Consider the following 18,186-nt stretch of genomic DNA (forward strand, 5'->3'; position numbering starts at 1 on the left):
CTCGCCGCGGCCCGCGAGCACCGCCGTATACGCGGCCGCCGACGCATAGCCGCCGAGGAACACGAACACTTCAGCCGAATCACACAAGGCATAGGCGTGCAACATAAGATGCGACAGCGTGCTGCCAGGCATGTGGTCCAACACGATGACAATCAGTACGACGCCGCGGAAGAAATCCACTTCGATCGAGCGTCCGCGGCGGGTGTCCATTCAGGTTCTCGTAAGATGGCGTGCGTATGCGATACGCCGTGAAATGCGGTCGTACAAGGTTGTTTCCGGTAGGAACTTCATAACAATAAAACGTTCCCACCGTTGCCGTGCATCACGTCGACGTACGCTGACAACCGCCCTCTAAATGCATGCGGATTGGCAGCAATCCGAAATCCAGATGTCGGCGTACGGTAAAACTGAGTCGTCACGCATTGCGTTGGCGGAAAGTCTTGCGGCAAGTTTTGCGGCTTTAATGCGTCGAGCGTGAGCTCGATCGGTAAGGGTCGCTGAAAAAAATCACTGATTGTGACGCGCGATTTTTTTCGCTTTTTTTCGTCGTAGGATGAATTCATGCACGCCCGTTGGTGCATCCCGCGTTTCGCGCGATGCCACCTTTCGACGGCGGCCACTCATGTGGACCGGACACGCTGCCGGGCTGATCTTCGATCTCCCGGCTTGCTGAGCGTCACTGCGACGCCTTCTATTTGCCGTGGCTGACTTTGCCGTCACCAATGCGCTCCGGTCCTTCCACTATCGCCCTGAACGGCGGCGCCTTGCGCGTCGCCTTCGCACTGGAAGACACCCACATGAACAACAGGATTGCCGGCTTCGACGGATTGCGCGCCATTGCAGTCCTGATGGTATTTTTTCAACACCGACTATTCGGCGAAATCGGCGAGATCGGTCACCTCGGCGTGTGGATCTTCTTCGCGCTGAGCGGCTTTTTGATCATCGGTATTCTGTCCGCACAACGCACCCGCATCGAAAGAAACGGCGGCCGGTTCGGCGCTGAATTGAAGCGTTTTCTGTTTCGCCGCACGCTGCGCATATTTCCGATTTACTACCTGATGCTGGTTGTGATGTGCGTGCTGATGACGTTCGGCATGGCGAGTCCCGAACTGGCTAGCGGCATGCCGTTTCATTTCACGTATCTGTCGAACATCTGGATCGGTTCCGTGCTGCATTACTGGCCGGGGCGTTACTCGCATCTCTGGAGTCTTGCGATCGAAGAACAGTTTTATCTCGTGTTTGCGCCGCTATTGTTGCTGGTTGCCGTGCGGCGGCATCGGGCGGTGTGCCTCGCGATCGTAGCGGTTGGACTCGCTTCGCTGCTGGCAATGCGCGCGGCGCAGTGGCCGGAAATCACTATCTATACGCATCCATTGAGCAACTTCTGGTTGCTGGCGTTGGGCGGGATTGGCGGCTTGATGATCGCCGGGAAAGCGAGCCGCTTGCGAGTCGTGCTCGGACATGGCACGACGCTGTTCGTTTTGAGTGTTTGCCTTGTGGGGTTTTGTACGACCGAGCCAAGGTGGAGTCAGTTGGGCAGTGCGCTTGCCTTCACGATGGTCAGCGCCTTGTATGGCGTCTGCATCGCGGCGCTAGTGTGCTCGATTGCATGCTGCCGTAACGCGGCAGTGATCGGCCTGCTCGAAACCGGCTGGCTGGTGAGCTTCGGGCGCATCAGCTACGGCTTTTATCTCTATCACAATCTGATTCCGGACCTGACCCGCAATCGCCACGCCACGGCGCTCTTCGGCGGTACCGTGCCGCTGTGGGCGCACGTCGCCGGAATTGTCGCCTCGTTCCTGATTTCGCTGACGATGGCCATGCTGTCCTGGCGGCTGATCGAAGCGCCGATTCTTCGCCTGAAAACGCGGCGCGCACCAGTGGCCACCGCGACGTCAACTTCCACGCAAACGCCGTCCACATCTACCGATCGCAACGGGCGTGCAATGAGAAATGAAGACGCCACTTCAGATGCCATTTGAAGGAACCGCCCCTTACGTTCCGCTTGCAGGCGACTTGAGTAAGAGCGCGGTATCATGCGGCCTCACTTAGCCGGCTGCTTCGAACCTTGCGCGACACGCGGGCACTGAACAGGCCGAACGATAAAAACAAGCCACTGCCCGCGCGAATTCCGGTCCCTCTATCTGGTCCGCGCGGTTGGCTCGCGGACTTCAACGATGCTTCATTTCAGTTTCGCCAACGGCGTGCTTGGCGCGAGCCTGCAGACGCTCAGCCTTTACGCGCTGCTCGGCATCATTGCAGCGCTATTGCTGGGCGGGATGGTCAAGGGCGTGGTGAGTATCGGTGTACCGCTGGTTGCGATGCCGATTCTCAGCCAGTTCATGCCGATCAAGGAAGCTGTTCTATTGCTGTCCATGCCGATCATTCTCGGCAATATTCCGCAGGCACTGGAAGGCGGCGACATGCTACCGACGGTTCGGCGCATTGCCGCGCCATTGATCGGTACGGTGATCGGCAACATCGTCGGCGTGAGCGTATTGATCTCGCTGACGCCGCATCGCGCGCAGGCTGCCGCGGGCGTATTGCTGATCGTTGCGGCGCTGCTCCTGTTGCTTTCGCCGCGGTTTACGTTGTCACCGGCATGGGCGAAGCCCGCGGGTTTCGTCCTAGGATTCGGTGCGGCGGTGATGGAGAGCATCGCTTCGGTGCCGGGGCCTTTGCTGGCGATGTATTTGATCGCCACGGGCGCCACGGGGAAAGTCTTTACGAAGCAGATCGCGATTATTCTGGTGGTTTCGATTATTACGCTGGTCGCCGCGTTTAGTGGTGGCGCGCATGCCAGTTGGAGCGATCTGGCCATTTCGGCCTGTGCAAGTGTGCCGGTGATCGCGGGAATGCTATTGGTACGGCCGCTAAGAGACAGATTGCCGCCGGGGGCGTTTCGCGTTCTGGTTCTGGTGTTCGTTCTGGCAGCCGCTGCGCAAATGGTTTGGAAATCCGGGGTTTTATAAGCGCTCAGGCTGCGCGTGCCGGTCAATCCAAACCATGGAACACGTTTCTTTGCGCTCCTCCAGCGCAAAACGGCTCAAGCGGCAGCCGGCTCGTGGACAATCTTCAGCCCGCTCTTGTGCTCCTTGATTAACCGGTAAACGATTTCGCCCGGAACGGTCTCCCGTTCGAGCAGTTCGTCGGCAATAGCGCGCAACACAGGCTCATAGGCGTGCAGGAGCCCATAGCACAACTCGTTCAATTCCTTGAGTAACACGTTGGCGTGCTCGATGGCGCTCTTCATTTGCAGGCCGGCATACTGGGACGGCAGTGCCGCGAGGCTGAACAGATCGCCGTCGCGGTTGAAGCCGAACTTCGACACCATGTCGAGACTGATGCGTGACGCTTCCTGCAGATCCGACGCAGCGCCACTCGACGCTTCGGAGAACGTGAGAATTTCGGCGTTGCGTCCGCCGAGCAAGACCTGAATTTCGTTGCGGATTTCAGTTTCGCGGTACAGGTGCTTGTCCTGCGCCTTCGTGATGAGCGCGACACCCAATGCGCCGCCACGCGGCAGGATCGTGACCTCTTCGAGCACGCCGGTGCCGAGCAGCGCGGCGACGAGTCCGTGCCCCGCTTCGTGCACTGCGATACGCGTGCGTTCGTCCTCGCTCAGTGCCCGTTCGGCGCCGCTCACGTCGCCGATACGCGCAATCTTGATCGCTTCCATGAAATGCTTCGAGGCGATCTCCGTCTCGCCGGCTTTGCGCGCGACCAGCCCCGCCTGATTCACGACCATCGCGACCGTTGCGGGAGAAAGGCCCGTGGTCAGGCGAGCGAGTTGATCGTAGTCGATGTCGGCGGCTTTCGATTTCAGGTTTTCCGCGTAGAAGCGGAAAATTTTGGCGCGATCTTCGCGATCAGGCAAACGGACCTGTACAGTGCGATCGAACCGGCCCGGCCGGCGTAAAGCCTCGTCCAGACTGTCAGGATGGTTGGTCGCCGCGACGATGATGACGCCTTCGTTCGAAGCGAAGCCATCCATTTCCGCCAGCAACTGATTGATGATCCGGTTGCTCTCAGCCTCGACGGGACCGCCGCCGGTATCCGTACGCTTGGCGAGACCGTCGGCCTCGTCGATAAAGATGACCGTGGGCGCATTCTTGCGCGCGAGTTCGAACAGGTGTTTGACCTTCTGGATGCCGACGCCGTAGTACTTCGCACTGAAGTAGCTGCCCGTGATCGAAATGAAGTTCGCACCGCATTCGCCGGCGAGTGCCTGTGCAAGCCGCGTCTTGCCGACGCCTGGGCCCCCGACCATCAGAATGCCGCACGGTGCGCGCACGCCCATCGACGTGAACTGCTTCGGATCGGACAGATAGCCACGGATATCCGCGAGCGCCGCCTTCGCCTCACCCGCGCCGATCACGTCGTCGAACCGTAGCGTGGGCGCCTTGCTGAGAAGCGACGCGCCGCCTCTCATCTCGCGGCGCATGAACCACACCATGCCGCCAATCAGCAACAGCGGCAACAGCACGCTGATCGCGTCACGCACCTGGCCGAACACCGGAGCCCAGCGCGCCGCGCCGGTCCGGATGTCGGCATCGGGCAGCCAAACGAGCTCGTAGGGCGCAGTCTGGTCAGCTTTGGATTCGCCGAGCAGCAGCGCATGCGAGAACATCGCGTTATGGTCAGTGACGAAGTACTTCGCGCCGTCGCGCTTCGACACGAGAATCGCGTTGGGACTCACGCCGATCGCGGCCACGTTGGTGTCGTGAATGTCACGCAACATTTGCGACGCGTCTTTCTCTTCGCGCGCCCACGCCGAGGTGTCGTGACGCATCTGGTTCGCGATGCCGGTAAGCGCCGGGGCGGCCTGCGCGCCGCGTTGCTGGTAATGCCAAACACTGAATGCGAGTAATGCCGCGATTAGTGCAGCGCCGAGCCCAATGGCGATCTTGCGTGCGCGTCTTTTCCCAAGCGAGTTCTTTCCCGGCTTCATGAGTCACTTCCAAAAACGGGCCAACGGGGCCCTGATACTGGTCAAAATCAGGTGGTAGCGGTTGGCGAGGGGGAATCGGCTGACGCGACACCGCGCATGCGCGGAAAGAAGGACACCAAACCATGCGTCCCTTTTAGCAACCCGAACACCGGCCAGTATGCCGGGTAATCGCCGTTCCAATTTGCGGAAAAGGCCCATTTCTACCGTGTATCCGGCGATTCATGTCGTCGAATTGGGGGAGCGATCGTCGCCTCAAAAACGACGACCCGCCGCTCCGGCGCACAGTTTACCAGCCCTATATTCGCCGCGTATTCTGAATATCTGCGATCAACCACGCCCTATTAAAAAGCGATCGAAATTGCAGTAAATCGAGGAGTATTGGAAAAGCCCATCCAGGCAGGCTGGCGGCTATGAGCCGGTGTAAGGAGTGATACTGGGGATCAGCCGAGCAAGCGCCCGGCGAGGACGGCACTTGTGTGCCACCCTCGGCCGGTCGCTCGGCCAAGTCTGGAGGCGCATACAGCAACACCCCCGAACGTCCGATGGGCAAGACGCCCACCTTTTTTGCAACTGAGCGGCGAGCCTCTAATGGGCCCGTCCGCATCTCGCCGCACTCTCAGGTCCTTCTTTTTCTATTGCCAGTGCTTTAAGACACCGGTCTGCTCTCCCGCAACTACCCCCGATCCTTGCAACCCTTCCCTTCAACAGATTCAGACTCAGGCGGCCGTACGCCGCCTCAGCTTCATCTGCGCTTCGCTCCCGAGCTGGTCGAGAAGCTTGATAACCCGTTTGCGTTGGCTGGCAATCAACTCGTGAGTTTCTTCCAGCGTGCGAACGCGTTTTTCCCAGTACTCATGGTCGAGCGTGACTAGCACGCTCACCGCGTCCCCACGCGTCACGTACTGAACCATGCTCTCAAGATGCTCCAACTGGCTGTCTACCAGATTGGCCGAACGCCGCCCGCGCAAGGCGGGCGAAGGCTTATTCGTGCCGTTCATCTTTTGATACCCCGTAAATTGGTCGCCGGGCAAAGCCTGGGCCTCGCACCCATTGCGCCGCGAATGCCGATCGGCGCTCTTTTTACGTGCAGTAGCGATTCCAAAAACGGGGCTTGTTTTAAACAGATTTATTGCGCCGTCGACGAAAGCGAGCTGCATCTAATCATCCGACAATACCGCAGGTTTTTTGCTAGGCTTTACCATACGTCTCAATTCCGCACGGCAGCGTGTTAAATATTTGGTTACCATCGCTACCTCACCAGCATCGCGTCCCCCAGTTCGCAGCAACCGATCCATGAACCAGCGCACATTGCCGCCACACCTGGCCGCTGCCGCCGCAGCTGACTCGCGCTCCGCCATTTCTACGAGCCGCTTCAGCACGCACGCGCTCCCCGCCGAGGAACAATTTCTGGCCTGGCGCCAGCGCGTGGGGCATGTGGTCGACGTGCCGCCGTCGAAAGAGCAGATCGCCGGGGGATTTCGCGGTGAGATCGATCTATATGCAGTCGGCGGAATGGTGTTTACGGACTGCAGCACGGAATCGATGCTGCTGGAACGATCGGTCGCGCGTGTTTCCACAGACTCGCGGCGCGATTACGTGTTTCAACTGTTCGTGGAAGGCGAAATCGGCCATGTGACAGGCATGCGCAAGAAACGCAGCTCGCCGGACTCGGTGCAGGGCATCGTCGCATTCGATCTGAACCAGCCGTTTCGGGCCGAACGGCCCGAATGCCGGCTTCTGAGCCTGTTTGTCCCGTCCGCGATCGTGGACGAGGAACTGCGCGACGGCGCGGCGATTCACGGTCGGATTGTGCAGCAGGGTTCGCCGCTGACCGGACTCGTGCTGGACCACCTGGCGGCCGTCGCCCGGGAAATCTCCACGCTCGACCCGGTCGCCGCGGCGGATGCATTGCATGCCGGCGCTCAACTGCTGCTCGCTGCCTTCCGCAAGGAAGCACGTCTGACAGGCGCGAGCCGGTCGGCGACGCAGGCTGCCGTGATGGGACAGGTTCGGCGCTACGTCGAAACTAACCTGCACCAGAGCGATCTCACGCCGACCAGTGTGGTTCAGGCGCTACAACTGAAACGCGCCACGATCTATCGCTGGTTCGAACATGAAGGCGGCCTCGGCGCTTACATCCGCAATCGCCGGTTACGGGAAGCGGCGGACGAACTAGTCCGTTTCCCGCATCTGCAGGTAACGGAAATCGCTTACGGACTCGGTTTCCAAAGCGCATCCGATTTCACCCGCGCATTTCGCCGCGCCTTCGACATGAGTCCCCAGGATATGCGGTTGCGCGCATTGGACCTGCAGCACCGCAGCGCGTGGGAGCTTACGCCGACGGCTGCGAAGCACTGGCAACGCACGCATCCGGCACCTTTGCCTCGGGAAATGCTCTCAGCGCAACAAGCGTAAGCAGGGTCGCGGCCATCAGATACCACGCAGGAATCATTGGATCGCCCGTCCGGTTGATCAGCCACGTCACGAGGAACGGCGAAAATCCGCCGAACAGGACAACGCCGAAGCTGTAAATCACCGAAAGTCCGGCCGCGCGCCGATGCGCCGGAAAAGCTTCCATCATCAGCACGGAACTCGGGCCGGCGTTGTTGACCGCAAGCGCCACGTACGCCGTGATGATGACGAGCGCGGCGACGTCACCCACGCCGTGGGTCAACGCCCAGAATGCCGGCCATGTAAGCGCCAGCGAGGCCAGGAGTGCCGCGTACTGCAACGTCTTGCGGCTCATGCAGCGGTCGGCCGCGCGCGCCACGAGCGGCGTCACCACGAGGATCACGAGGCCGGACAGGCAGGCCGTCAGGAGGCTGATTGCCGCCGGCCGATGCAGCATACGAACCAGATAGGCCGGCATATAGAAAACGGTGAGGTAGATGCCCACCGAAGGCGCCGCCATCATCAGAAGGCCGCAGACGAGGGGGCGCGGGTACTCCGCGAACATACGCCTCGGGCTAAGCCGCGAACGCTGCGAGGGCGCGGCCACCGGCATCCGGCGACGCAGGTACCAGCCGACCGGTCCGATCAGCCCACCCAGCACGAACGGTACGCGCCATCCCCAGTCATGCATGGCGGCGGGCGGCAGCAGCGCCGTGGTGCTCGCCCCGACCAACGCGGCGGCGAAGGCAGCCGCTCCCTGGCTCGCGCCGCGCCAGCTCACCATGAAACAACGGTGCCGGTAGGCGACCGACTCCATCAGCGAAGCCGATGCCGGTCCGATCTCCCCCCCTGCCGCGAGCCCCTGCATCAAACGCGCGAGCACCATCAACACCGGCGCGATGGGGCCGATCGACGCATAACCCGGCAGGCAGGCAATCAGCCATGTGCCAAGGGTCATTAGCGTCAGTGAAACCGTGAGACCGGCTTTGCGGCCACGGCTGTCCGCGATATGACCGATCATGATCGCGCCGAGCGGACGCATCACGAAGCCCGCGCCGAAGGTGGCGAGCGAGAGCAGCAGCGACGACGCGGGATTGCTCGATGGAAAGAACAGGTTACCGATGATGACTGCGGAAAAGCTGTAGACGGTGAAGTCGTACGCGACGAAGCCGTTACCGATAACAATTGCAATGACGATATGCCTGAGTTCGGCGCGGGATGGTTGGGCCGCTTCGCGGGCAGCAGTTTGCATGGATTGCGGTCGACGGGGGGCGTCGAGGTATTCAGGAGATTGGCAGAATGGCGGTAAAGCTCTTTTCTTTAACGGCGCAAAACCACGCAACTTTACACTGAGTACGCAGATCGTCGCTTCGCGCGCGTAACAGGCGGGTGGCGTAATTGTCAGACGCGGTGAAAGCATCTGACCGCGCTGCTACACTTGCGCACCGCCAACTTCCCGAAAAATCCTCGCCGTCGTGCATCGTGCATCGTGCTGAACGTAATCTGCATCGGCGCGCGCGGCACATTCTTCGACTGACACTCTCCTCATCCCATGCTTCGATTCGAGAACCTCAGCAAGCGCTATAGCGAACGCATCGTCTTTCAGGGGCTGCATTACGACACCGCCGCAGGATGCGTGGCGCTCAACGATGAATCCGGCAGCGGCAAGTCGACGTTGCTTGGCATTCTCGCCGGCACGATCGAGCCCGACGCTGGCGAGGTGTGGCTCGGTGGCCATTCGTTGCGCACCGCGCCGCACGAGGCGCAATCCGTGCTCACGTATGTGCCCGAAGACTGCATGGCGTATCCCGACCAGACCGGTCGTGAGTACCTGGCGCGCGTGGCGTCGGAGAGAAAGACAACGGTCGGCAGCAACACGCTCGACCTTGCCACTCGCTTCGGACTCGAATCGCATCTCGACAAGCGCTTCGAGCAGATGTCGTTTGGAACACGCAAGAAAATCTTCCTGACGGGCGCCGTACTCGGCGAGACGAAAGTCGTGATCGCGGATGAACCGGTCGGCGGGCTCGACGCCTGGGCGCGCGGCGTTCTGGTCGATCTGTTCATCACGCTCGCCGAAACCCGCACGGTCTTTTTCTCGAGCTACGACACGGCCTTTACGCACGCTTGCGCGGCGAAAACCATCAGTTTTGCGGACCTGAATATGCGCGGCTAGAAGGTCTCTGCGCCGGCGCAGTCAATACGCCGGGACTTCAAATTTCACTGATAGCTCATTGTGAAAGTGGCAAGTCCCTTCACCGTACCCGGCCCTACCGTGCCAATGGAGATGTACTGCGCGGTCAACGGGATGCGGGTCGCGCTCGCCGATGCGCCGACGCTCTGCCCCTTCGTGTCATACACGGTCGCACCGAATGGCAACTGTGCGCCGTTCGGCAAGCGAGCCGAGATCATCGCCGCCCTGCCGGTTACCGTGCCGAAGTGGATCATCACCACCGAGTTGGCACGCGGTGCCACCTGCTGGCTGGTCGACTTGAACTCGACGTCGAGCGGGATCCCCTTCGGATCGATTTCGACCGTGTTCAGGCTATACGGCGTCAGATACGGAATCACGGCAACAGGTTATTGAAGTTCATTCGAGACCCCCCGCGCGCGGCGAAGCTTGTCGCAACCCATCACGAAGGCCGCGACGAGGCCGCTGAATGCGATGATTGCGATGAGGTAAAGCAGATCCATGGCCTGGTCTCCCACAACGGACTCCTGCACCGTGAAATTTAGGAAAATCCGCGTAAACGCAGTGTTAATACTTCGCGGAGTTTCGTAAAAACGATGGGCCTGGTGCGAAAGACCGGCGGGACCGGCGGGCTAGCGTAGCGGTATGTGCTTGCTGGGAGACTTTCAGGCGTTCGCGCTGCCGTTCTAGAACGGCCGGCGCTGACAACAGCTTATGCCGCTTGAGCCGCTTTATCGTGCGCGGCCTGTTCGAGCCAGAGCTGGCTATCGGGAAACCAGAATGCGTCCGGGCGCGGCGGCGATACGAGCTTGATCGGAAGAGAGGGAGTGAATATTTTCGACCACGCAGACAGATAGGACGGCGTCTTGACGAGGAACCCGCAATTGGCCAGCAGCAAGCTGGAAACCAGCGCTTCGCGGCCGATGTCGAGTCCCGGATAGCCGCTGAAGTGAACGGGCGTGCTGCCACGTGCAAGGTGTTTTGCCGGTGCTACCCTGACCGGTTTGCTGAATGGCCAGACGATAAAGAAGTCAATAAACGCCTGTTCGTCGCTCGAGATGAAAATATTGGTGAACTGCGGGTTTTCCGCGAGCGTCGATTCCACCTGTCGGCAAAAGCTTCCCCATGAAACCGGGACGGCTTCCAGCGTTTTATCGGTGCCTCTGAAATGCGCGCCGAGGGTCGACGTGTCGATCCCGAGCGTCTGGCAGATCGAGTCGACTTCTTCGTAGATATGCGTGGCCGGCCGATAGTGCGCAAAGAATAGTTCACTTGCGCTCCTGAGTTGAAGCCGGGCCTCATAACGCTGACGAAAGCCCAACTGGACCAGGTCGCGAACGGTCGACGTTCTCACCTTATGGGTGACAACAGCTCCCGAGGCGATGTGCACAGACTCGAAGAAAGCCGAGAACCAGTCCAGTTTTCCTTCGGCGTCGCCATACAACCCACCGCGCGCACTAATACACGGGGTGAGGCATTTCTCGTCGCAATACATCAGAATAAACAGGACCATCTGCAACACGGAGAAAAACCCGGAGTTCTCCTGAATCTCGATGGAAAAAATGCCCCTGTTCAGACGCTGGGTAGCATGAAGTGAAATCCGGCGCGGCGTGGCCACAGAGTGCTTGAATCCCTCGCTGCGCCGGAATCGTTTCGCCCGGTCGACCACCTTTCTCAACATACCTGCCTCCTAATTAATTAGGTATTCTTTGAAATGGCACCCACCTGTTTGCTGCGAAGGTATGCAGGTCCCAGCATAGGCATTTCAAAAAGTCGAGCCAAGTAAGTCTGGCTCGTCTTAGTGAGCTAGCGTACAAACGACCGGTAAGGTTTTCCCTGGATAAGTGAGCCGCACTGTCTGCTCAATCCGGCATCTCGCCGGTGAACTCATAGGCCACCGTCCCCTTGGGGTGCCTGAACCACCCCGGATCCCGGTAGTCGTTGCGCCCCAATCCCTCCCGTACTTTCACGACGCTGAACATGCCACCCATCTCCAGCGCGCCGAATGGCCCCGTGCCGGTAATCATCGGCAGCGTGTTATCGGGTAGCGGCATCTCCATCCCACCCATTGAGCCGCCTGTGCTGCCCATCGCCATGTAGTCGGGAAAGACGCGCGCATTCCACGTCCACATGTTGAAGTCGGTCATCTCGTTCACGCGCGGCGTGAAACTGCCCGGATCGATGTCGTACGCGGACATGATGAACACGAAGTCACGATCCACCCGCATGACGTCCGGATCTTTCGGATGAACGATGAACGTGCCCATCATTCCCATTGCCATTTGCACCATCTCGTCGGCGTGCGGGTGATACATGAAGGTGCCGTGCTTCTCCAGCTGGAACTCGTAGACGAACGTCTTGCCCGGCGGAATGTGCGGCTGCGTGAGACCGCCCACGCCATCCATGCCGCACGGCAGAAGCATGCCGTGCCAGTGAACCGTGGTGTGCTCCGGCAGTTTGTTGGTTACGAAGATACGAATCTTGTCGCCTTCGACCGCCTCGATGGTCGGCCCTGGAGCCTGGCCGTTATAGCGAAGCAGCAGTTCGTCCGAAACGGTTTTGGCCATCAAGGCGAAATTGAACATCGCAGCATCACGCTGCGAGGGAGCTAGACGAGAGCGATTCGGGGAGGTCGTTCGATGCCGCCAGTCAGAAATGACGCGACACGAACAAAGGGAGGAAGGCTCAGCGCGAGCAGCACGACGAGGAAAAGTTTGCGCCAATAAGACATGGGTACGGAGTCTGGCACGCTGTTTAAGAAGACTGTAAGGCCGGGACCGCATCAGTCTGAAGCAGCTTTTTGCTTCCATACGGCGAGAGTTGGCGACAGCATGAACATAGACATATATGCTTGACCTTCCCACTATGGGAAGGCCCAGGCTTGAGTTCTGATTTCTCACTGGAGGCAAGAAATGGAACTCGAAATCCCGGATATGTCATGCGGCGGCTGCGCCAATGCCATTACTCGTGCAGTGACCGGCCTCGACCCCGCGGCGACGCTCGAGGTCGAGGTCCCCGTTAAAATCGTGACGGTCACGTCGACGTTGCCGCCGGCACGCATCATCGAGGCAATCGAGGCGGCGGGTTTTCATCCTTCGCTCAAGCGCTAAACCGATCGCATCAGGCCAGCTCTGTCGATTCAGTCTTGCGACCTGTTTGCGGCATCATGGTCGCCCGACATAACTTTTGTCCCCACGGAAAACCCAACATGAAAAATCTTCGCGCATTCCGTGCCTTGTGCCTTTTCAGCGGCGTTGCGTTTGCTGTCGCCGCGGCGCCCGTCCATGCCCAGCAGGGTGCGTCGATGCCCGGCATGGACATGTCCGCTTCGGCGGACAGCGGGTCGAGCGCATCGACACAGGCATTCAAGGACGCCGACGAGAAAATGATGCAGGCCATGGACGCACCGGCCTACACGGGCGATGCCGACAAGGACTTCGTGGCCCACATGATTCCGCATCATCAAGGTGCGGTCGAAATGGCGCAGGTGGAACTGAAATACGGTAAAGATCCCGAGTTGAAACGGTTGGCCCGAAACATCATCAAGGCACAACACGACGAGATCGCGTTCATGCAACGCTGGCAGGCCAGGCACGGTGTGAAGTGACAACGGGCTTTTCCCTTACGGTTAGCCCGGTCTCACGCTCGAACGGCCGGGAAAACCACCGAGACCACTCACCCTCGTCCGGCCGTTCCCTCACCCAACGCAACCTCAGCCCGATGCGCGCGTGCAATTTCGCGCACGATCGACAACCCAAGCCCACTCCCCTCTTCGCTGGAGGCACGAAAGAACGGCTCGAAAACACGCTCACGAAGCTCGGCGCCGATACCCGGTCCTTCGTCCGTGATGGTTAGGGTCACGCGCTCGCCCGTCGAATCGATCTTGAGGGCGACATGTCCGCCGGCTGGCGTATAGCGAATGGCATTGTCGAGCAGATTGAACAGCAGCACGGACAACAAGGGCTCGTTTCCCATCACCTCGGGCGTCCAGAACAGGCACGCACAGGCAGTCGAGGCGAGCGCCATGAAGCGGGCGAACGGTGGCATATCGGGGTGTCTCCTGTTGCGAAGCACCCGCCCGATATCTACGGATCGTGTGATGCAACGCTTGCGTGGAGTATCAAAAACCAACGCCTTCTGACTGCTTTCCGTCGGAACGAAATGTGCCGGGTGTTTACCCCGACGGGTGGCTGACCGGCGGTGGAAATGCAGCCGATTTTCGGAAGGGCCGGTGGGGACGAGAGCCGTGTGAAGTGCTGCCGGCGCTTGCGATTGCGGGGCTTCGCGTACGGGATATCATGGGCCAGTGCGTCACCGCGCAGCCTTCCCCGGCGTGGTGTTCATTCCGGGCCTGAATCTCTTCCAGCCGCTTGCGGACCGAGGCGCGACACATGGATGCTCACGAACCTCTCACCAGGCCGACACAGCCTGTCCGCCGCCCGGTGCTGGTCTGGGACGTGCCGGTGAGGCTGTTTCACTGGCTGGTGGTCGTGCTGGTCACGGCCGCCTATGTCACCTTGAAACTGAACTGGATCGACTGGCACGTCCGGGTCGGCGAGACGCTGCTCGCGCTGGTTATTTCCCGGCTGCTGTGGGGCTGGTTTGGCAGTGAGACCGCGCGCTTTCGCAGTTTCGTGGCGTCACCTGCGGCTGCACTTCGTCATTTACGTCATCTGTTTCGCCGCGAGCCGGATGTGCAGGTGGGCCACAATGCGGCCGGCGGCTGGATGGTCCTGCTCCTGCTCGCGTTGCTGCTGGTCGAGACGCTGAGCGGGCTCTACGTCAACAACGACATCGCCGACGAAGGGCCGTTGAGCGAAATGGTGCCCGCGTGGCTCGCCAACGCGATCTCGACGCTGCACGGGCTTGTTTGGGACGTGCTGCTCGCCGCCGTAGCGCTGCACGTGCTCGTGATCGCGCTCTACGCAGTAGCGAAGGGACACGACCTGCTGCGTCCGATGCTAACCGGCTACAAGCTGTTGCCCCCATCCATCGACGCGCCGCGGCAGACGCCAGCGCTGCTGGCGCTGCTGCCGCTCGGCGTCGGTACTGCCGTGGTGATGCTGCTCGCCGCGTATCTCTGAGCGTGCCGCGAACCTGATCTCAGGGTGCCGCTTCAGTGATCGCGTCAGTTGCTCTTTGGCGGCACCACCTGGCCGCGAATCTCGCCGCCCGGGTTGCTCTTGGTGTGAACGTTGATGTACATGTCACCCGCTTCGAACATCTTGGCGTCGTCCGGGGATAGCGTGGCCTGGCCGCTGAGCGGGCTCGTCATCTCCATGGTGCCTTTCTGGGAGAGCCAGACCTTCACGCCGGCGTTTTTACCGGCCGGGGCGGGCCCGTGGAAATGCGCCATCGTGCCCTGACTCGACAAGCCGCTGAAGCTGACCTTCCAGGTTACGACCCGCGTGCTGGCGTCGTATGTAAGGTCTGCGCTGCCGCTGCCTGGCGTCTGCACCGGCGGAACCTGTTGAGCGCCCGTCAGTGGCACCTGAAATGAGACCGGTGCGGCTTGCGCCAAGGTCAGCGTAGCCGCCAAGGCCAGGCCACCGAACACCATGAAAGCGCGCTGCGAGATAGATCGTGACATCTGGTTTTCTCCTTTTGGGTTTGCCCTTGCTCGGCGGTAGCCACTATCAAAGAATGCGAAAGACCTCGTCGGCGCCGCGGGCAGCCAAAGAGGTGAGATAAGGATAGACGCAAGCCGCCGGTAACTCCAGGTGGAGTCCTGGAAGCCTTTGGCCTTGAAGTGCCTGCGCCCGCGGCTAACCAACGCGCGTTCGGCTTCTCCGTGCAACGAGAAGATGCAGCAGGTTTCAACGGGTCTAACGACTTCTCCCGTCCACATTCCGCAGCGGAATCGCCGATACGTCAAGACCGTCGATGCAAAATGCGTTCACGCTGTACATGGCAGGATCGATGCGCCGCTGATGAAAAGTGTAAATGCCGCAAGTCGAGCAAAAGTGATGACTGGCTTGCCCGGTGTTCCATCGATACGAACTCAACGCACCGTGCCCTTCCAGAATCTGGAGGCTATCGCGCGGCACACTCACCATCACCGCATGCCGCTTCGTGCATAACGAGCAATTGCAGATCACGAGTTCGTCGATCTGCGCGTCAAAGGCAAACCTGACCGCGCCGCAATGGCACGAAGCTGTATAGCGTGGCATCCATCCTCCTGTTGAGCATGTCGGCAGCGTCTTCATGCAGACCCAACAGGATCGCTCACAGCACCCCGCTGCGCCGTCTGCCCCAACTGTTCGCCGAACTGCAGCGCTGCAAGCTGGGCATAGAGTGGCGAGCTTAAAAGAAGCTCGGCATGACGGCCCTGCGCGACGATGCGGCCCTGTTCCAGCACGACAATGCGGTCAGCCTGTTGCACGGTCGCGAGACGGTGCGCGATGACCAGCGTGGTGCGGTTCTGCGCGGCGTTGTCCAGCGCCTTTTGCACCAGCCGTTCGCTGGCGGCGTCGAGTGCACTCGTGGCTTCGTCCAGCAGCAGGATCGGCGGATTCTTCAGGATCGCGCGAGCGATCGCAATGCGCTGGCGCTGTCCACCAGACAGCCGCACGCCGCGCTCGCCGAGAAACGTGTCGTAGCCTTGCGGCAGTTCTTCGATAAAGCCGGCCGCAGCGGCCATGTCGGCAGCCCGTTGTACTTGCGCAAGCGTGGCTTCCGGTGCACCGTAGCGGATATTGTCCAGCACACTCCCCGAAAAGATCACCGATTCCTGCAGTACCACCCCGATTTCCTTGCGTAGTTCGACAAGCGGCACGTCACGCGTCGGCACCCCATTGATCAGAATGCTGCCGGATTGCGGATCGTAAAAGCGCAGCAGCAGTTGGAACAGCGTGGTCTTGCCCGCGCCGGACGGTCCGACCAGGGCGACATGTTCGCCCGGACGGACGTCGAGCGAGAGTGCGGAAAGCGCGGCAATGCCAGGGCGCGAGGGATACGAGAAGCTGACGTTGTCGAAGCGGATGCCCTCGCCTCGCACAGGCAGCGCGACCGTGGTCTCGGCCTGCACCACCGGCGAGCGCGCCGCCAGCAATTGCAGCAAACGTTCCGTTGCGCCGGCTGCGCGCTGCAGATCGCCCCACACCTCGGCAACGGCTCCCACGGCACCGGCCGTGAACACCGCATAGAGGATGAACTGGGACAATTGGCCCGCCGTCATCCGCCCGGCCAGCACCGCCTGCGCTCCGAGCCACAGCACGAACACGATGGCGGTGAACACCAGCACGATCACCACGGCAGTCAACCAGGCGCGCGCGCGAATGCGCGTGAGCGCCGTCTCAAAGGCCGCCTCCACCGCGCCGGCAAACCGCCGCGTCTCAAAGGGCTCCTGTGTGTACGACTGCACCGTCGGCATTGCATTGAGCACCTCGCCCGCCAACGCACTCGTGTTCGCGATCTTCTCCTGGCTCGCGCGCGAGAGCCGCCGCACGCGCCGGCCGAAGATCACAATGGGCGCGACCACCACGATCAGCGTCGCGATGATGTAGCCGGACAGCACCGGGCTCGTCACTGCCAGCATCGCCACGCCACCGGTCAACAGGAAGAAATTGCGCAACCCGAGCGACAGACTGGTGCCGACTACCGCCTGGATCAACGTGGTGTCGGCGGTGAGTCGTGACAGCACCTCGCCGGTCTGTGTGGTCTCGAAGAACTGCGGACTCATCCCCAGGACGTGGTCGTACACCGCACGCCGCAAGTCAGCCGTAACCCGCTCGCCCAGCCACGACACGAGATAGAAGCGCAGCGCCGTGGCGCCGGCCAGTACCAGCGAAACGACAAATAGCGCGAGGAAATAACGATCGATGTGCGCCCGGTCGCCCCCCGCGAAGCCACGATCGATCAGGTATTTGAATGCCACCGGCAAGACCAGTGTGGCGCCCGCCGACGTCACCAGCGCGAGAAAAGCAAGCGCCCAGCGGCCGGCATAGGGGCGCAGGAAGGGAAACAGCGCAAACAGGGGGCCAATACGGGCTGAAGGCGGTGAACTCAGTGCAGGTGGCGAAAGCGGGACAGCGTCTGGCATGAGGATTCCAAAGCGACTCGAAGGTCACCAGATTGTGCCAGTCCTGTGGATTCGACGTCGGTTCATGTAAATGCCTGACGCTCCATCAGTGCTTCTGTGTCCGTTACGCACTGTCCTGAAGGATTGATGGCCTGTCTGTCTGGCTAAGCGCCGGTCGGCAGACTGCTTCCGCGTGCTTGCCGCGAGTGCCCATCTGTATCAAGATCAAGTCGACTCATCCGGAACAGGCCATTCCCATGACAGACGACTCCGATCCCGACAAACTGAAAGGCCCCGGCGGCTCGACGCTGCGCCAGATTCACGAACAGGTGCAGAAGAGCGTCGAGCGCGACCGCGAAGAGCAGGCATCGCGCAATGCTATCGCTCCGCAGCGGAGCAGGTGGCAACGTTGGGTGCGTTACGTGTGGGGCCGCAGCGGGCGTCGTTAGGGGGCGAGCTTATCCCCGCCCGCACTCGCCGCTGCCTAGTCATTGTCTTTTGCTACTGCCGCGCCCGCGATACCATGACGCGCCAGGGCCGCCGCGACGAAGCCCGACGTTTTCATGTCCTCGACGAACTTCGCGAGATAGGCGGCCGCTTCATCGCCTCTTGCTTTCGGCACGCCCATTGCCT

General features: G+C 60.8%; 18 protein-coding genes and 3 pseudogenes. 9 read left to right on the top strand and 12 right to left on the bottom strand.

Annotation, left to right across the window (positions count from 1 at the left end):
* On the bottom strand, window positions 1-210 hold a 210-nt coding region (gene opgC, locus VFE81_RS05510; protein WP_325043626.1), incomplete at its 3' end, for an OpgC domain-containing protein.
* 587 nt (window positions 211-797) lie between these two features.
* On the opposite strand from opgC, the gene VFE81_RS05515 reads away from it, so the two are divergent.
* On the top strand, window positions 798-1,982 hold the full coding sequence (locus VFE81_RS05515) for an acyltransferase (protein WP_325043643.1): 1,185 nt from the start codon (window positions 798-800) through the stop codon (window positions 1,980-1,982).
* A 195-nt stretch (window positions 1,983-2,177) separates the two neighbouring features.
* Window positions 2,178-2,972, top strand: coding sequence for a sulfite exporter TauE/SafE family protein (locus VFE81_RS05520; protein WP_325043627.1), 795 nt, complete (start codon window positions 2,178-2,180; stop codon window positions 2,970-2,972).
* A 74-nt stretch (window positions 2,973-3,046) separates the two neighbouring features.
* Here the strand turns inward: VFE81_RS05520 and VFE81_RS05525 are convergent, their stop codons facing one another.
* Together VFE81_RS05525 and VFE81_RS05530 are read right to left on the bottom strand one after the other, a co-directional pair.
* Complete coding sequence (locus tag VFE81_RS05525; protein WP_325043628.1) at window positions 3,047-4,951, bottom strand: AAA family ATPase; 1,905 nt, start codon at window positions 4,949-4,951, stop codon at window positions 3,047-3,049.
* A 716-nt stretch (window positions 4,952-5,667) separates the two neighbouring features.
* Window positions 5,668-6,108 (bottom strand): hypothetical protein, encoded by a 441-nt coding sequence (locus VFE81_RS05530; protein ID WP_325043629.1) that lies wholly within the window; start codon window positions 6,106-6,108, stop codon window positions 5,668-5,670.
* A gap of 136 nt (window positions 6,109-6,244) precedes the next feature.
* Between VFE81_RS05530 and VFE81_RS05535 the strand changes: the two genes are divergently transcribed.
* A complete protein-coding gene (locus VFE81_RS05535; RefSeq protein WP_325043630.1) occupies window positions 6,245-7,366 on the top strand; it encodes a helix-turn-helix transcriptional regulator in 1,122 nt (373 codons plus the stop codon).
* Here VFE81_RS05535 and VFE81_RS05540 read toward each other — a convergent pair.
* Complete coding sequence (locus VFE81_RS05540; protein WP_325043631.1) at window positions 7,284-8,594, bottom strand: MFS transporter; 1,311 nt, start codon at window positions 8,592-8,594, stop codon at window positions 7,284-7,286. The two genes, VFE81_RS05535 and VFE81_RS05540, sit on opposite strands and share 83 nt — an antisense overlap.
* Window positions 8,595-8,894: 300 nt before the next feature.
* Here VFE81_RS05540 and VFE81_RS05545 point away from each other — a divergent pair, with 300 nt between their 5' ends.
* The gene (locus VFE81_RS05545) at window positions 8,895-9,518 is read left to right on the top strand and encodes an ABC transporter ATP-binding protein (protein ID WP_325043632.1); all 624 of its coding nucleotides are present in this window, start codon (window positions 8,895-8,897) and stop codon (window positions 9,516-9,518) included.
* A gap of 44 nt (window positions 9,519-9,562) precedes the next feature.
* Here the strand turns inward: VFE81_RS05545 and VFE81_RS05550 are convergent, their stop codons facing one another.
* From VFE81_RS05550 to VFE81_RS05560, 3 genes and pseudogenes are all read right to left on the bottom strand, one after another.
* A complete protein-coding gene (locus VFE81_RS05550; RefSeq protein WP_325043633.1) occupies window positions 9,563-9,913 on the bottom strand; it encodes a fimbria/pilus outer membrane usher protein in 351 nt (116 codons plus the stop codon).
* A gap of 332 nt (window positions 9,914-10,245) precedes the next feature.
* A complete protein-coding gene (locus VFE81_RS05555) occupies window positions 10,246-11,214 on the bottom strand; it encodes a hypothetical protein (protein WP_325043634.1) in 969 nt (322 codons plus the stop codon).
* 181 nt (window positions 11,215-11,395) lie between these two features.
* Window positions 11,396-12,109 (bottom strand): annotated as a pseudogene (locus VFE81_RS05560) (multicopper oxidase domain-containing protein); the annotation flags it as partial.
* A 336-nt stretch (window positions 12,110-12,445) separates the two neighbouring features.
* Here VFE81_RS05560 and VFE81_RS05565 point away from each other — a divergent pair.
* Both VFE81_RS05565 and copM read left to right on the top strand, forming a co-directional pair.
* Window positions 12,446-12,643 carry a heavy-metal-associated domain-containing protein gene (locus VFE81_RS05565; protein WP_325043635.1) on the top strand — a complete coding sequence of 66 codons (198 nt, stop codon included), beginning with the start codon at window positions 12,446-12,448 and terminating at the stop codon, window positions 12,641-12,643.
* A gap of 98 nt (window positions 12,644-12,741) precedes the next feature.
* Window positions 12,742-13,140, top strand: a complete 399-nt coding sequence (gene copM / locus VFE81_RS05570) for a CopM family metallochaperone (RefSeq protein ID WP_325043636.1) — start codon at window positions 12,742-12,744, stop codon at window positions 13,138-13,140.
* Window positions 13,141-13,208: 68 nt separating this feature from the next.
* On the opposite strand, the gene VFE81_RS05575 is transcribed toward copM, so the two are convergent.
* Entirely contained in the window at window positions 13,209-13,580 is a 372-nt protein-coding gene (locus VFE81_RS05575) for a sensor histidine kinase (RefSeq protein WP_325043637.1), read from the bottom strand.
* 194 nt (window positions 13,581-13,774) lie between these two features.
* Between VFE81_RS05575 and VFE81_RS28940 the strand changes: the two are divergent.
* Both VFE81_RS28940 and VFE81_RS05580 read left to right on the top strand, forming a co-directional pair.
* Window positions 13,775-13,896: pseudogene (locus VFE81_RS28940) on the top strand (TIGR00366 family protein); the annotation flags it as partial.
* A 28-nt stretch (window positions 13,897-13,924) separates the two neighbouring features.
* On the top strand, window positions 13,925-14,617 hold the full coding sequence (locus VFE81_RS05580; RefSeq protein WP_325043638.1) for a cytochrome b/b6 domain-containing protein: 693 nt from the start codon (window positions 13,925-13,927) through the stop codon (window positions 14,615-14,617).
* 44 nt (window positions 14,618-14,661) lie between these two features.
* Here VFE81_RS05580 and VFE81_RS05585 read toward each other — a convergent pair whose 3' ends face one another.
* The 3 genes from VFE81_RS05585 to VFE81_RS05595 all read right to left on the bottom strand — a co-directional run bounded on the left by VFE81_RS05585 (window position 14,662) and on the right by VFE81_RS05595 (window position 17,574).
* On the bottom strand, window positions 14,662-15,123 hold the full coding sequence (locus tag VFE81_RS05585) for a CHRD domain-containing protein (protein ID WP_325043639.1): 462 nt from the start codon (window positions 15,121-15,123) through the stop codon (window positions 14,662-14,664).
* A 235-nt stretch (window positions 15,124-15,358) separates the two neighbouring features.
* On the bottom strand, window positions 15,359-15,703 hold the full coding sequence (locus VFE81_RS05590; protein WP_325043640.1) for a GFA family protein: 345 nt from the start codon (window positions 15,701-15,703) through the stop codon (window positions 15,359-15,361).
* Window positions 15,704-15,735: 32 nt separating this feature from the next.
* Window positions 15,736-17,574 carry an ABC transporter transmembrane domain-containing protein gene (locus VFE81_RS05595; protein ID WP_325043641.1) on the bottom strand — a complete coding sequence of 613 codons (1,839 nt, stop codon included), beginning with the start codon at window positions 17,572-17,574 and terminating at the stop codon, window positions 15,736-15,738.
* 236 nt (window positions 17,575-17,810) lie between these two features.
* On the opposite strand from VFE81_RS05595, the gene VFE81_RS05600 reads away from it, so the two are divergent.
* A complete protein-coding gene (locus tag VFE81_RS05600) occupies window positions 17,811-18,002 on the top strand; it encodes a hypothetical protein (protein ID WP_325043642.1) in 192 nt (63 codons plus the stop codon).
* Between the two features lie 35 nt (window positions 18,003-18,037).
* On the opposite strand, the pseudogene VFE81_RS05605 reads toward VFE81_RS05600, so the two are convergent.
* A pseudogene (locus VFE81_RS05605) lies at window positions 18,038-18,186 on the bottom strand (ABC transporter substrate-binding protein); the annotation flags it as partial.

The sequence above is a fragment of the Paraburkholderia sp. genome (assembly GCF_035656215.1).
In the GTDB taxonomy this organism is placed as follows: Bacteria; Pseudomonadota; Gammaproteobacteria; order Burkholderiales; family Burkholderiaceae; genus Paraburkholderia.

Excerpts from the sequence above, each read along its gene's own strand:
- VFE81_RS05515 (WP_325043643.1), top strand. The coding sequence starts at position 798 with ATGAACAACAGGATTGCCGGCTTCGACGGATTGCGCGCCATTGCAGTC.
- VFE81_RS05520 (WP_325043627.1), top strand. The coding sequence starts at position 2,178 with ATGCTTCATTTCAGTTTCGCCAACGGCGTGCTTGGCGCGAGCCTGCAG.
- VFE81_RS05525 (WP_325043628.1), bottom strand. The coding sequence starts at position 4,951 with ATGAAGCCGGGAAAGAACTCGCTTGGGAAAAGACGCGCACGCAAGATC.
- VFE81_RS05530 (WP_325043629.1), bottom strand. The coding sequence starts at position 6,108 with ATGCAGCTCGCTTTCGTCGACGGCGCAATAAATCTGTTTAAAACAAGC.
- VFE81_RS05535 (WP_325043630.1), top strand. The coding sequence starts at position 6,245 with ATGAACCAGCGCACATTGCCGCCACACCTGGCCGCTGCCGCCGCAGCT.
- VFE81_RS05540 (WP_325043631.1), bottom strand. The coding sequence starts at position 8,594 with ATGCAAACTGCTGCCCGCGAAGCGGCCCAACCATCCCGCGCCGAACTC.
- VFE81_RS05545 (WP_325043632.1), top strand. The coding sequence starts at position 8,895 with ATGCTTCGATTCGAGAACCTCAGCAAGCGCTATAGCGAACGCATCGTC.
- VFE81_RS05555 (WP_325043634.1), bottom strand. The coding sequence starts at position 11,214 with ATGTTGAGAAAGGTGGTCGACCGGGCGAAACGATTCCGGCGCAGCGAG.
- VFE81_RS05565 (WP_325043635.1), top strand. The coding sequence starts at position 12,446 with ATGGAACTCGAAATCCCGGATATGTCATGCGGCGGCTGCGCCAATGCC.
- copM (WP_325043636.1), top strand. The coding sequence starts at position 12,742 with ATGAAAAATCTTCGCGCATTCCGTGCCTTGTGCCTTTTCAGCGGCGTT.
- VFE81_RS05575 (WP_325043637.1), bottom strand. The coding sequence starts at position 13,580 with ATGCCACCGTTCGCCCGCTTCATGGCGCTCGCCTCGACTGCCTGTGCG.
- VFE81_RS05580 (WP_325043638.1), top strand. The coding sequence starts at position 13,925 with ATGGATGCTCACGAACCTCTCACCAGGCCGACACAGCCTGTCCGCCGC.
- VFE81_RS05585 (WP_325043639.1), bottom strand. The coding sequence starts at position 15,123 with ATGTCACGATCTATCTCGCAGCGCGCTTTCATGGTGTTCGGTGGCCTG.
- VFE81_RS05590 (WP_325043640.1), bottom strand. The coding sequence starts at position 15,703 with ATGCCACGCTATACAGCTTCGTGCCATTGCGGCGCGGTCAGGTTTGCC.
- VFE81_RS05595 (WP_325043641.1), bottom strand. The coding sequence starts at position 17,574 with ATGCCAGACGCTGTCCCGCTTTCGCCACCTGCACTGAGTTCACCGCCT.
- VFE81_RS05600 (WP_325043642.1), top strand. The coding sequence starts at position 17,811 with ATGACAGACGACTCCGATCCCGACAAACTGAAAGGCCCCGGCGGCTCG.